Source organism: Stygiolobus caldivivus (genome assembly GCF_019704315.1).
Taxonomy (GTDB): Archaea; Thermoproteota; Thermoprotei_A; order Sulfolobales; family Sulfolobaceae; genus Stygiolobus; species Stygiolobus caldivivus.
Map to the genome: position 1 here is coordinate 1,983,131 of NZ_AP024597.1, position 11,974 is coordinate 1,995,104.

General features: G+C 36.0%; 15 protein-coding genes and 3 tRNA genes. 8 read left to right on the forward strand and 10 right to left on the reverse strand.

Translation table 11 applies throughout. From position 1 onward, the window contains the following. From KN1_RS09640 to KN1_RS09670, 7 genes are all read left to right on the forward strand, one after another. Positions 1-585 carry an adenylate kinase gene (locus KN1_RS09640; RefSeq protein ID WP_221287344.1) on the forward strand — a complete coding sequence of 195 codons (585 nt, stop codon included), beginning with the start codon at positions 1-3 and terminating at the stop codon, positions 583-585. 46 nt (positions 586-631) lie between these two features. Then, the gene (locus KN1_RS09645) at positions 632-1,030 is read left to right on the forward strand and encodes a hypothetical protein (RefSeq protein WP_225905643.1); all 399 of its coding nucleotides are present in this window, start codon (positions 632-634) and stop codon (positions 1,028-1,030) included. Between the two features lie 23 nt (positions 1,031-1,053). Next, positions 1,054-1,314, forward strand: a complete 261-nt coding sequence (locus tag KN1_RS09650) for a 50S ribosomal protein L34e (protein ID WP_221287346.1) — start codon at positions 1,054-1,056, stop codon at positions 1,312-1,314. After that, the gene (gene cmk / locus KN1_RS09655; RefSeq protein WP_221287347.1) at positions 1,314-1,865 is read left to right on the forward strand and encodes a (d)CMP kinase; all 552 of its coding nucleotides are present in this window, start codon (positions 1,314-1,316) and stop codon (positions 1,863-1,865) included. The genes KN1_RS09650 and cmk overlap by 1 nt, the downstream gene beginning before the upstream one ends. 27 nt (positions 1,866-1,892) lie before the next feature. Next, the gene (gene cedA1, locus KN1_RS09660) at positions 1,893-2,126 is read left to right on the forward strand and encodes a DNA import protein CedA1 (RefSeq protein WP_221287348.1); all 234 of its coding nucleotides are present in this window, start codon (positions 1,893-1,895) and stop codon (positions 2,124-2,126) included. 3 nt (positions 2,127-2,129) lie between these two features. Further along, positions 2,130-2,906 (forward strand): DNA import protein CedA, encoded by a 777-nt coding sequence (gene cedA, locus KN1_RS09665; protein WP_221287349.1) that lies wholly within the window; start codon positions 2,130-2,132, stop codon positions 2,904-2,906. Between the two features lie 291 nt (positions 2,907-3,197). After that, positions 3,198-3,626, forward strand: a complete 429-nt coding sequence (locus KN1_RS09670; RefSeq protein ID WP_221287350.1) for an archease — start codon at positions 3,198-3,200, stop codon at positions 3,624-3,626. Here KN1_RS09670 and KN1_RS09675 read toward each other — a convergent pair. From KN1_RS09675 to KN1_RS09685, 3 genes are all read right to left on the reverse strand, one after another. Next, positions 3,603-4,130 carry an archaemetzincin gene (locus KN1_RS09675; protein WP_221287351.1) on the reverse strand — a complete coding sequence of 176 codons (528 nt, stop codon included), beginning with the start codon at positions 4,128-4,130 and terminating at the stop codon, positions 3,603-3,605. The genes KN1_RS09670 and KN1_RS09675 overlap by 24 nt on opposite strands. 66 nt (positions 4,131-4,196) lie before the next feature. Beyond that, complete coding sequence (locus KN1_RS09680; RefSeq protein WP_221287352.1) at positions 4,197-5,390, reverse strand: glycosyltransferase; 1,194 nt, start codon at positions 5,388-5,390, stop codon at positions 4,197-4,199. Further along, complete coding sequence (locus tag KN1_RS09685) at positions 5,387-6,046, reverse strand: DUF5752 family protein (protein WP_221287353.1); 660 nt, start codon at positions 6,044-6,046, stop codon at positions 5,387-5,389. The genes KN1_RS09680 and KN1_RS09685 overlap by 4 nt, the downstream gene beginning before the upstream one ends. A 206-nt stretch (positions 6,047-6,252) precedes the next feature. Between KN1_RS09685 and KN1_RS09690 the strand changes: the two genes are divergently transcribed. Continuing rightward, a tRNA-Gly gene (locus tag KN1_RS09690) sits at positions 6,253-6,342 on the forward strand. A 353-nt stretch (positions 6,343-6,695) separates the two neighbouring features. Here the strand turns inward: KN1_RS09690 and KN1_RS09695 are convergent. The 7 genes from KN1_RS09695 to KN1_RS09725 form a co-directional block, all read right to left on the reverse strand. Then, positions 6,696-6,784, reverse strand: a tRNA-Phe gene (locus KN1_RS09695). 367 nt (positions 6,785-7,151) lie between these two features. Further along, positions 7,152-7,247, reverse strand: a tRNA-Ser gene (locus KN1_RS09700). 32 nt (positions 7,248-7,279) lie between these two features. Further along, positions 7,280-7,858 carry a class I SAM-dependent methyltransferase gene (locus tag KN1_RS09705; RefSeq protein ID WP_221287354.1) on the reverse strand — a complete coding sequence of 193 codons (579 nt, stop codon included), beginning with the start codon at positions 7,856-7,858 and terminating at the stop codon, positions 7,280-7,282. After that, positions 7,845-8,567 carry an RNA-guided pseudouridylation complex pseudouridine synthase subunit Cbf5 gene (locus KN1_RS09710; RefSeq protein ID WP_221290664.1) on the reverse strand — a complete coding sequence of 241 codons (723 nt, stop codon included), beginning with the start codon at positions 8,565-8,567 and terminating at the stop codon, positions 7,845-7,847. The genes KN1_RS09705 and KN1_RS09710 overlap by 14 nt, the downstream gene beginning before the upstream one ends. Before the next feature lie 64 nt (positions 8,568-8,631). Next, entirely contained in the window at positions 8,632-8,883 is a 252-nt protein-coding gene (locus KN1_RS09715; RefSeq protein ID WP_221287355.1) for a tRNA pseudouridine synthase A, read from the reverse strand. A gap of 1 nt (position 8,884) precedes the next feature. Continuing rightward, the gene (locus KN1_RS09720) at positions 8,885-9,175 is read right to left on the reverse strand and encodes a 50S ribosomal protein L14e (RefSeq protein ID WP_221287356.1); all 291 of its coding nucleotides are present in this window, start codon (positions 9,173-9,175) and stop codon (positions 8,885-8,887) included. Between the two features lie 41 nt (positions 9,176-9,216). Beyond that, positions 9,217-11,949 carry a DEAD/DEAH box helicase gene (locus KN1_RS09725; protein WP_221287357.1) on the reverse strand — a complete coding sequence of 911 codons (2,733 nt, stop codon included), beginning with the start codon at positions 11,947-11,949 and terminating at the stop codon, positions 9,217-9,219. Between the last annotated feature and the right edge of the window lie 25 nt (positions 11,950-11,974).

Consider the following 11,974-nt stretch of genomic DNA (forward strand, 5'->3'; position numbering starts at 1 on the left):
TTGAAGATTGGAATAGTAACCGGTATACCGGGTGTTGGTAAGACTACGGTTTTACAAAAGGTTAAAGAGATTCTTTCCAATGAGGGTATAAATAACAAGATAATTAATTATGGAGATTTTATGTTAAAAACTGCGATAAGTTTAGGATATGTAAATAACAGGGATGAAATGAGGAAACTTCCAATAGATAGACAGAAGCAACTGCAAATCGATGCGGCTAGAGGAATTGCCAAAGAAGCTAAGGAAGGAGGAGAAGGCATGTTATTCATTGATACTCATGCTGTAATCAAAACACCTTCTGGCTATTTGCCAGGTTTACCTAAATATGTTATTGAAGAAATAAACCCCTCAATAATATTTTTACTAGAGGCAGATCCTAATATTATCCTAGAACGACAGAAAAGAGATACGTCAAGAAGTAGAACGGATTATAGCGATGAAAAGGTTATTGTAGAAACTATTAATTTTGCGAGATACGCAGCGATGGCGTCTGCAGTATTAGTTGGCGCAACTGTAAAGATCGTTATAAATGCTGAGGGAGACCCAGCTATTGCTGCTAATGAGATAATTAGATCTATGAAGTGAGGAATTAATGTTTATTTCAATAATTTATATAGTATTAATCTCTTTTTTGTTTAATTTTCTTCTCTACCTTTGGTACAAGTTCTATTTAAGTCCTAAAATGATTGAAGCTATAGGTATGATAAGAAAATATGAAGATAGATTATCTTCGATAACATCTAACAAGAGACGAAATAAGGTTATGAGGGCAGTTTCTACAGAAGTTCAAACTTACACTAATAAGCTAAGGAATTATATGTTCTTCCAATCGTTCACTGTAATTATCGTGTACATGGTAGGTTTGATTTTAGTTTTAAACTATATAACTCCTCCTTATGCACTGTTTCCTTATGCAAGTATTCTTACTCCACCTGTTGATGGTAAACCTGAAATAAATAATCTATTTATCTATATACTTTCGTTTTTGCTATTTACTCCGTTATCACTTAGGAGACCAAAGGTTTTATAAACTACAGACACGTTGAATTAAATATGCCTTCCCCTCAGCAGAGATCAAGGTCGCTAAGGCGGGTTTATATTAGGACTCCTTCGGGTAAGTCTAAGATCCACTATGAAGACAAGAAGACTTCGGAAGCTGTTTGCGCTATATGTAAGGAACCTTTAAGAGGGGTAAAAACAGATAAAGTCTATAAGTACAGTAAAACCGAAAAAAGACCTGAAAGACCTTTTGGAGGTTATTTATGTCATAAGTGTCTTGAAAGACTTATAAAAAATACGTTAAGAGGGTACTAATGATAATAATAATTAGCGGGCCACCAGGTAGCGGTAAATCTTCTGTTGCTAAAATTCTTTCTACTACTTTATCGGTGGAGTATATCTCTGCTGGGATGTTGTTTAGAAAGATAGCTGAGGAGAGGGGAGTAAGTTTAGTAGAGCTTAACAAAATGGCGGAGAAAGATTTTGAAATAGATAAAGCTATAGATATGGAACTGTTGTCTTTAGTTAGCGGAAATAATAAAAACTTGGTTATTGAATCTCACATCGCTGGTTGGCTCTTTCATAATTTTTCCGATTTAACTGTTTACTTAACTGCTCCATTAATTACACGTGCTAGGAGGGTTGCAAGTAGGGATAAAATACCGGAAAGTGAAGCACTAGATCAGATTATAAAAAGGGAAGAAAGCCATAAAGATCGTTTTTTTAGATATTACGGGATTGATCTGTCTGATCTCACAGTTTTTGATCTAGTTATAAACACAGAAAATATATCGCCAAACTCTATAGCTGATATAATTTTAGATTACTTAAGAGGGAAACAAATTCGGTTAACTCACTCATCCTAAAATATTAGTAATAATTAATGAATGAAAATGACGTTAGTTTCATTTATCACTAATTTAACAGGAACTGTAACTGAAATAGGTTGGAGCATATTTATACTTGCATGGGCTGTAGGTTGGGCATTAAGAGGTTCGCCAATACCAATTTTCAGAATAAAAAGAGGAGGACAGGATATTGTTGAGGATGCAATCATCGCAGCGTTTTTCTTGGCTATAGGTAGTACCGTATTTTATTTGATCTCCTACGTGGCATCGCAGGTGTAAAGTATGTTTAGTGTTTTTGAAATACTATATTATTCTCAGTTACTTGCGTCTCTGACGTATTTTTTAGGCTCTTTGATCTATGCCCTTCCTATTCCTCTATATGGAGTAAAGAAATGGGCTCCAAGACTAATAACCGATTCAATTTACGTAATAATTTGGAATAGTATATACATCGCGGTCTTATCTTTTATGACACAACTTTTAACAATGTTGGGTGTTAGTTGGCCAGCCTATGAAGAATGGCTTAATCAGGTGTTAAGCTTCGAAGAAGTTCTATATGCATTCTTGAAAATCCTCATATCATCGTTAGCTTTAACTGAAGCTAATCTAGCTCTAACAATACCTCTAGGTCAATTAATGTCTATATTACTAACTATTATCACATATACTGAGGGTTTAATTTCGGTCTCTTCATTGATATATCAATATGTTGGAATCTTCATTGCATTAGGAATATTATTTTTAGCAATTCCGTTTAGAGTAGGTAGGAGTGCAGGAGGTGCAATGATAGGTACATCAATAGTATTTTATGTTGGTTTACCTTATTTACCGCAGTTCTTAGATAACATGGGACTTAATCCTCTCAATTCGTCTATTCCATCTAGTAATCAGCCTCATATATATGAATACTTTTATCAACAAGTTCTGCCACACTTAATAACTTCTTTAATACTAGGCCCGTCAATATATATATTCCTTTTACTAGCCTTTAGTGCGGGATTAGCGAATGTGGTATCCGGGTATAGCAGTAGGTTACCGTTACCTATAGATTTATACTGATTGTTAGGTGATATTAAATTGAAGTCATACGAAATAGTAGGTGTACTGTTATTGATAGACTCAGTAATAGTTTACACTTATGAAAAAAATATATATATATTGATTAGTGGTATCTTACTTTCAATTGCCATAATACTTTCCTTGAAGTTTATTTTCCGCCGGTTTGTGTAGTAACGCCTTTTTTACCTTCTTTCTTTACCTCTTTGTTCATAAAGATAGTTGTTCTTTGTCTACCTCCCATTTTAATATCAGTTAAAGTTAAAGTTATTCTCCCTTTTATTCTCTTGGGTTATGGCAGTAAATAAAAAATATGAATTTTTCGACCATACAGCCGATGTAGGGATAAAAGCATATGGAAAAGATTTAAATGAAGCATTTGAAAATGCAGCATTAGCCGTTTTTGAAGTGATGACTGATACGTCTAAAATAGATCCTATAGAGAACAGAGATATAGAAGTAGATGGAATTGACATAGAAAATCTATTGTATAGATGGATAGAAAATCTTTTAGTATACTATGATTCTGAGTTACTGATCTTCGGAAGGTTTAACGTAAACATTGATCTAGCTAATTTAAAGTTGAAAGCCATAGCGTGGGGAGAAAGATTTAACCCTGAAAAGCATGAAAGGAGAACAGTAGTAAAAGCAATGACATACCACGAGATGAATATTATCAAAACAGACAATGGTTATGAGCTAACTTTTGTAGTGGATATTTAGCAAATACATACAATTTGGGCAAAAATTTAGCCCTTTATTATCGATATCTTTTAAATTTTTCACTTCTCTCATCACGCAGTTTGGCGTAGTGCAGTCTTTTAATCCTAATGTATGCCCTACCCCATGAAGGACTTCCTTTTTAACCCTCTCTATGAATTTGCTTAAATCAGCCCCCCCGTCATTATCTCTATATCTATATGTAAAGATTAAGCTTATCTTTCCCTTAGAATAACTAAGTATGTACTCTTCGTTTTCTGTATACGCATCAATACATCCTATACCTATTATTGAATCATAAGGTAGTCCAGAGTATTTTTCATAAATATAGTCCATGATTTTTTTAGCATCATATTGTAACTTTTTCCAATTAAACATAGAGGCATTCAGGTGAGTTATTTCAGTTATTGAGTGTGCTTCAAAATTTTTACTCCTTAAGTACGTAATGACTTCTTTTAGTACTATGTTGTCAATTGACGTAAACTTGAACAACAGTATCCTATACATTGTTATAACTATGATGTTAACGCTAATAAGAAATTGATTATAAAAATAAGGTATTTTCACTCTTAATTACGAACCTAGACTGAGAGCAGCTACCATTAGATAATCTCTAAGCTCTCTTGTTATCAAGAAGTTTCTTCTGACATGCTCTCTTCCAGCTTCTCCTAATTTTTCTCTAATACTCTTTTGTCTTATTAAATATAATGCGTAGTGGGCAGCTTCCTCTGGTGTATTAACCAAGTATCCGTTTATACCGTGGATTATCTGCAACGGAATACCTCCAGTGTTACCGCCTATTACAGCTTTCTTTTTCCATAAAGCTTCACTTACAGTGAGCCCAAATCCTTCTTTTATTGACTTCTGCATAACCACAGTAGCACCTCTCTGGAATGCATTAACTTCAAGGTCGCTGTTAGGCGGTAAGACCAATAGTTTAATATCTTTATCGTTACCTGCTGCCTGAACGGTTTCTTTATACACTTCTTCTCCTTCAGGGTCATCAGACGCGGGGCTACCTACATAAGCTAGTTGAACGTCAGAGTGTTTTTTAACGAGTTTGTACGCCCTAATTACGCCTAATGGGTCCTTAGCCCTATCAAACCTGGATATTTGTGTAATTATTGGTCTCTCCGGGTCCAAGTCAAATTTATATAAGATCCTTTTTACTGTAATATCCGGTATATCCCTATTTTTAATACTTAACGGATCTATTGATGGAGGTATGATATATTGGGGATTCTTTAGATCGTCTCTAGCAAATACAGCAGAGGACACGATTACTGACTCATATTTCTGAATATATTCACGTAAAAAGTTCCATACAGGCTCGTATGGATTAGAGATATCAATATGACATCGCCAAATCCATTTCCCCTTCCTCTTAAAGTTGATCAAACCTGCGGGTTGAGGGTCATGTATAAATATTATATCGTAATCTAAATCGAGTTCATTACCATTTATTTCCTGCCATTTTTTGTAGGTTTCAAACGCGCCCTGTGGTAGTTCTCCTATACCGTTCTGTAAGGAATTATGAAAGGACTTTGTTACTTTGAAAAATTCTGTATCACCTCTTATTACTTTCCAATCTGTATTTATACCCAGTTCTCTCATCAGCGGGACTAATTTACTCAAGATTTCAGCCACACCGCCTCCGGCTGGCGTTGAGTTTACATGAAGGACCGACATCCCTTTTAATTTCTCTGCTATTTTGTATATACTGTCTAACTCGTTCTCACCTATTATCTCTGCAAACCTCTCTATCATTTAGCTAACACCTCCTGTTCAAATATTTTTAATAGGTCTTGTCTCAACATTTCCTCGTCTGTATACGTCTGAGGGTCTAAGGCTGAGAGTCTTTTAGAGAGATCAGTTAGGCCATAATTTTCCTCTATCCATTTAGAGAAATCATTTTTATCTTCATATCCCATTACTCTTTTAAATATGAAATGGTATGCGATTGACCTAACGCTAATCGATGCTAACATGTCTACCAGTTCTGCCAGATTCTTGGCGATTTTACCCGTATTATAGATTACCGGTTTACATGTGATGAAGTAAAACGGCTTATTTGCACTCCTATTAACTTTAGCTTCTGAAAGTATTTTGATTAAGTCTTCCCTTACATTTTCTACTGTTCTCGGCTCTTTTCCTTCTATATCTGAAACTTCCTGGGCTAAAAGTCTATCCCCTAATTCGTCTCTGATCCATGTGGCAAAGTCATTCCCCATATCTTCTGGGACTACATGGCTTGAAAACAATGGGTGGAATACGTGATAGAAAATAGATAACCCATCTACTTTCCTTATCCCTTGAACTAGACCATCTATATCGAATGCTTTATAGCCGGCATATATAGGTGGATAGTATGCGGCATAAAATTCAAACGGCTTATTTGCTGGTTTATCGAGTAATTCTCGCATACCAATTAGAGTATTAGAACTATATTATACAAAAATATTTTTGCCTATTTTTATATAAATTTGTGAATAAACAGAATTTATATAGATATAAATATAAAAATAGAAAAAAGGGATTGTAAAATCAGCATTTCCAGCGACAGCTCACATTTCACACGACCCTCTTTTCATCATCAACTTTAAAATCCCGCTTTGTCATAATTAAAATTGCGGCCGTCGTCTAGTCTGGATTAGGACGCTGGCCTTCCAATGAACTAGAGGAAAGCCAGTAATCCCGGGTTCAAATCCCGGCGGCCGCAACTTTAGTTTTGGGTCACTCACGTTTCCATTACAAATCGAAATACCCTATATTGAATTAGTATAATCCTTTGTGTAAATAATTCAAATACGTATCAAACGTTTTATTTAATTAAAGTTATAACATCCTAATTACTCGTGCTACCAGCATTTTAGTATTAATTTTACTGACGTATAATTAACAGTTAAAATACCACCTCAAATAAGACAAATAGAAACTGCAATGGATCAACAACCCATTTTAATTTGTGACTGATGCCTTAGAGACCCTAGTGCTCATCTCTTTTAAAAGAAATTACTCAACCTTACACTACAAGGATAAAAAGTCACTAATAAGGCAAATGGCGAATAAAGATGCCGCCGCGGGGACTTGAACCCCGGACAACCCGGTCTCTGCGTGCTACGGCTTCAGCCGGGCGCTCTCCCGGGCTGAGCTACGGCGGCATAATAATTAATGAAGAATGAATTTATAGGTTTAATGGTTATTGTTTGTGTTGGGACCGGGCGACACTCTGTTGAGATCCCCAAGATTGGGGCTACAGTGATACAGAGTCTCCAGAGGTCCCAACATTGCTTAAAACCTCATTAGTAAGATTGATTGAACTGAGTTTGAATATTATAGTAAACCAGCTATTCCATTTTGTACATTATATTTGTAGAATAATTTGCAGTATAGTTAAACCTTAAAGATATAAGTTAAAAATGGTTTTACCGCGGATTTCATTATTAGTATTAAGTTAGGAGCAAGTAAAGACTTAGATGTTACTTATCCTACTTAAATCTAGAGTAATTAATTTCACAGTTCTAGGGACGCCGGGGGCGGGATTCGAACCCGCGCACGGTGACCCGTACTGGCTCCCTTAGAGGGCTCTCAAGGCCAGCCCCTTAACCACTCGGGCACCCCGGCATTTATCTACTTTTATTTTATCCCTTTAATACTTAACTTAGCTTTTTCCTAATTATTATTAGGGAATAACCTTTAACCCTTTTATAAACTTCAGCTAGTTCAAACTTTTCCTTGAATAAGTTGATTACGTTTTCCTCCCCTTTATATACTACTAGTTCTATTAGACCATCATCTGCTAACTTGTCGTAGCTACTTGACGCTAATTTTTGAATAAATTTTTTCCCTGCCTTAAGAGGAGGATTGGAGAATATTGCGTCAAATTTTACGTCTTTAGGCAAATTGTCGAATACGTCACTTCTAATTACATTAACTCTGTCTTGTAATCCATATTTCTTTACATTCTTAATAGAGTAATATACAGCTCTTTCATCTATATCTAACATATATACTTTGAGGTTCGGGTTTTTGAGAGCCACGTAAATTCCAATAGGTCCATAGCCACACCCGACATCAGCCACTACCCCTTTTTCAGGTAGTATTAAGTTTTCTAGTAATACTTTCGTACCTAAATCTAGTTCATTTTTGGAAAATAAACCATAAGAACTCTCTAACGATAATGGGATCCCGTTAACTACATCATTTACAAAAATCGTTTCCTTATGTCTTCTCATTCTTTTTCCATCCCTTAGGATAAATATCCCTCTCCATCAATACTCTTTTGGGCTTTATTATTGCCCCTTTTTTCATGTTTTTAATTTCATTACTCGTTACTAAACTCTCTCCTATTGCTACAAGTTCACCTTTAAGGGTCATTACCGCTACGTCTTCACCTCTCTTAAATTCTTGGAAGGCGATCAAACCGGGGGCATTTAGATTAGCACCGTATGTAATAGCGTCAACTGCATAATCATCGATCACTACTTTAGGTATTCCGCACACCGCGAACTCCATAGGTAGTAGCACTCTCCTTAAGTCGCTTTCATCATTACATTTTTTATACATATAAATAGCTTCCGAAAGTTCGTGAAGGGTTACTAAATTGTTATCTTCACTGAATACACCTGACCTAGTCCTCCTTAATTCTCTCATGTGAGCTCCGCATCCTAAAAGTATTCCAATGTCGTGACAGATTTTTCTCATATACGTGCCTGGCTCTGAAGAGATCCTCATAAGTACTAATCTCCCTTCGCTTTCTAATAATTCTATGTTATATACCCTCTTTTTTCTAGTCCTTCTTTTGACAGAGGATCTAACAGGGGGTCTTTGATATATTTCTCCTATAAACTCTTGAATAATGTTCCTTAATTCTTCTATCTTATAGTCGCAATGTACTTGCATTACACATACATATTCTTTCCCAGATTTACTCACTAAGTTCATTAACTTAGTCGCGTTTTCTAAGCCTATTGGTAATACACCTGTAACTTTGGGGTCTCCCCGCACGTTATACGTGCTCTAGGGTACCCCCATGACCTACTTTATTTAGGTTAAGCATTTTCTTTATCCAATATGCTACTTCATGACTCGTAGGTCCAGGTGGCTTATCTAGGTTTATGATAGAATTTTTTATCAAAATATCAATAGGTCTCTTATCTGCATAAAACCCGTATTTGTCATTGGTCTGGGCGTCTCGAATAATACTCCAATTATTTATATAACCACAAAAAGAATCTATCTTTTCTAAAAATTTATACATACTAAATCACAGGTATTTTAGGCTTAACAGATTCTTTCATGTAATCCATAAGTCCAGATTCTTGCAGAGTTTTCTTTATATCATCATCACTAGCTCCTTTGTTAATATTTATTTTTTTGTCTGTAGGTTCTAAGTGTAATATGTTTACTCTTCTCCTCTTTACTCCATTTACGTCTTTTGGCCCAGTTACTAATACGTAGTTTTCATCAATAATATCTACAATTACACATTTTTTACCAGCTTCTCTTCCTCTAGTTTTAACACAAATCCTACCTACCTCTATTATCGGCATACTGATTACCTATGAATCAAAAAATAAGGCTGAATTTAAACCTATTGCCAGTATTTTCTATTCTTTAAAAACTTTCTTTCTTCATTAAGTAGTGCCTCATAAAATTTATCCTCGTTATCCTTAAGGTTATTGAGGACTTTCCCCAGATTATTGATCCCTACTCCTCTCGCGCATAAGCCAATAGCCACGTATTTATTATAAGTGGAATACATAGAAGCTATACTCCTAAGGGTTTCTAGCCTCTTACTCTCTTTCTTACTCATCCTTTGGTTTTCCCGTGCTTTTTTGAGGATTTTAAGGTCTTCGTCCCCGTCAATAACTGTTAAAAAGATCGACCCGCATTTCTCACATTTTTGAGGGGCGTTTTTAGACGTAAACTTTTTGTTCCACCCGCACAACAAGCACGATATCCACACTTCGCAGTTATTTAATTTCCTCTTAAAAATTTCCAGCATAGCTCCTTTATCTTCTGAGTGGGATAGAACTAGAAGCCTATTAAGGAATTCCTTAGCTAAAGGAGAGAAGTTGGGTACTTGAATTATTTTCCAAGAGAAATCTTTTAGGTAATCGAAAACCGTTATATCGTAGTTTTTATACAAAAGTTCCTTTACAGCTTCTTCCCCTATTACAGTATCAGAGAACGCTCTAAGGACAGTCTGTGAGATCTGTAAATCAGAGATCTTGTCCTTATCGATTACCCCGAACCTTTCGGCTTCGATTAGGAGCTTCCATTTGTACTGTGGGCTCTCCCTTATTGCCCGTTCTATTAAGTTCTTAAACTCTTCAGTAGTTATGGAATTAAGTGTTAAAACAGCCTTTCTTACGTCTTCTTCAGTTAAAGGTACTACTGAAGCTACTGCAATGTGATAAGCGTCTGCCCTAAAGTTAGTTTTTACTCCTTTAATATTAGTGAGCAATAAGGATAGGACAGCCCCTAGTGTGTTGTTCCCCCTAGTCCCTAGGGCTACATGAACCACTAGTATGTCGCCGTTTATCTCAACAAGGACTGTGTCTCTCGAAGGTAATGGGTACCCCCTATTCCGCTGTTCTTCTACTAAGCTCTTTAATCTTTCTACTACGCTTTCTGGTAAGTCGATATTCTCACCTTTTTGTATTTTTTCAAGGTATTCATATACCCTATTAGCTACTTCCTTTTCTACGGGAATAGACTCTCCGAACCAGCTGGGTAGAACTCCTGATTTAAGCGAGGTCTGTTCTACATATACTTTGTTTTCTTCAATCGAGATGATTTTCCAAAGTCTTCCTCCTAGGACTATAATAGAGTCCTCGTCGAGTGTAGCAACGAATTCGTAGTCTAGGGTTCCGATCTTAGAATTGGTTACATGGTCTATCACTAGGTAATCCCTAATAGAATCTGGGATCATATTTGTAGTGTAATAATATCTCCATATTCTATAGGAAGGTGATAGCATAGACTTGTCTCTCTTTATTATCCTTGCAGCTTCGAGTATACTAAGGATTCTTTCTAGCTCTTCTTCGGTTAGTTGTGAGAAAAGAAAAGAGGAAGTAATAATTTTATGGATCTCTTTTATGTCAGTAACTCCCTCTAGTACTAACCCGGCTATTTCATGAGCAATAACATCATATGGTTTTGGTTCAATAACGGGTTTTTCTAAGTAGCCTTCCCCTAAACTGTCTAATATACTTTTGCACTCTAGAATATCGTATATGTCACCAGAAGGTATGAGGTATCCTTTGGATACCCTATCTAGAGAATGTCCACTCCTTCCTATCCTCTGGACTAGCCTAATTACTTGTCTAGGTGACATGTACTGTACTACAGCGTTTATCAATCCTATATCTATTCCGAGTTCTAAGCTTGAGGTAGCGACTAGTGCATCTATCTCCCCATTTCTAAATTTACTTTCTGCTTCAACTCTGATCTCCTTTGACAGAGAGCCGTGATGAGTAAGTATTTTTAGGTTAGTTAATTTAGATAACTCATTGGCTAAAAACTCAGTTGTTTCTCTTACATTAGTAAATATTAAAACTGGCTTATCTTCTCTAATTATATCCTCTAGTTTTTTTATCCTAGCAAGTGTCTCTGGGTTTAGACCCGTTTTTACAGATAGGTCAATAATCTCTTCATTTATATTGGGAATAACTAGAGAGATCTTCATCTCTTTTCTTTTGTCGATTTTTACGACCTCAACATCTTCTCCTAGGAACTTCTTAGCTACTTCTACGTCTCCTATTGTAGCTGATAGACCTATTAGCTGTATTCGTCTATGGGCAAGCCTCTTTAGACGTTCCAAAACTAAAAGCAACTCATATCCTCTTTTTTCATCTAGCATTTCTTGTAGTTCATCAATAATAACCCACTGTAGATTTTTCAGTAATTCCCTCATGTCTTTATTTACTACTAAATACATTAATGTTTCAGGAGTAGTAAGTAAGAGGTCTGGAGGGGTTTTTATCACATTTCTTCTTTCGGACTGCGAGGAATCTCCGTGTCTAACCGAGACTTTTACTCCCACAGCGTCACCTATCCTTTTCAGCCTATTTTCTATGTCTCTGTTTAGAGCCCTTAGAGGAGTTATGTATATAGCAGAAATTCTAGGTGGTGACTCCTTTAATATCTCATAAAAGACCGGGAATACAGCGGTTTCAGTCTTGCCGAACCCGGTAGGGGCAATGACTAGAGTATTCTTTCCCTCTAAAATTTTCGGGATAGCTCTTTCTTGGATGGGAGTAAGACGCTTATACCCTAACTCGTATAGTTTCTGATGAAATTGTTGAGAAACGTTTATCATGAAGCTAATAAATCATGTAATTTGG

What these genes read in the sequence shown, in the direction of transcription:
- KN1_RS09650 (WP_221287346.1), top strand. Translation starts at nt 1,054, where the DNA reads ATGCCTTCCCCTCAGCAGAGATCAAGGTCGCTAAGGCGGGTTTATATT.
- cmk (WP_221287347.1), top strand. Translation starts at nt 1,314, where the DNA reads ATGATAATAATAATTAGCGGGCCACCAGGTAGCGGTAAATCTTCTGTT.
- cedA1 (WP_221287348.1), top strand. Translation starts at nt 1,893, where the DNA reads ATGACGTTAGTTTCATTTATCACTAATTTAACAGGAACTGTAACTGAA.
- cedA (WP_221287349.1), top strand. Translation starts at nt 2,130, where the DNA reads ATGTTTAGTGTTTTTGAAATACTATATTATTCTCAGTTACTTGCGTCT.
- KN1_RS09670 (WP_221287350.1), top strand. Translation starts at nt 3,198, where the DNA reads ATGGCAGTAAATAAAAAATATGAATTTTTCGACCATACAGCCGATGTA.
- KN1_RS09675 (WP_221287351.1), bottom strand. Translation starts at nt 4,130, where the DNA reads ATGTATAGGATACTGTTGTTCAAGTTTACGTCAATTGACAACATAGTA.
- KN1_RS09680 (WP_221287352.1), bottom strand. Translation starts at nt 5,390, where the DNA reads ATGATAGAGAGGTTTGCAGAGATAATAGGTGAGAACGAGTTAGACAGT.
- KN1_RS09685 (WP_221287353.1), bottom strand. Translation starts at nt 6,046, where the DNA reads ATGCGAGAATTACTCGATAAACCAGCAAATAAGCCGTTTGAATTTTAT.
- KN1_RS09705 (WP_221287354.1), bottom strand. Translation starts at nt 7,858, where the DNA reads ATGAGAAGACATAAGGAAACGATTTTTGTAAATGATGTAGTTAACGGG.
- KN1_RS09710 (WP_221290664.1), bottom strand. Translation starts at nt 8,567, where the DNA reads ATGAACTTAGTGAGTAAATCTGGGAAAGAATATGTATGTGTAATGCAA.
- KN1_RS09715 (WP_221287355.1), bottom strand. Translation starts at nt 8,883, where the DNA reads ATGTATAAATTTTTAGAAAAGATAGATTCTTTTTGTGGTTATATAAAT.
- KN1_RS09720 (WP_221287356.1), bottom strand. Translation starts at nt 9,175, where the DNA reads ATGCCGATAATAGAGGTAGGTAGGATTTGTGTTAAAACTAGAGGAAGA.
- KN1_RS09725 (WP_221287357.1), bottom strand. Translation starts at nt 11,949, where the DNA reads ATGATAAACGTTTCTCAACAATTTCATCAGAAACTATACGAGTTAGGG.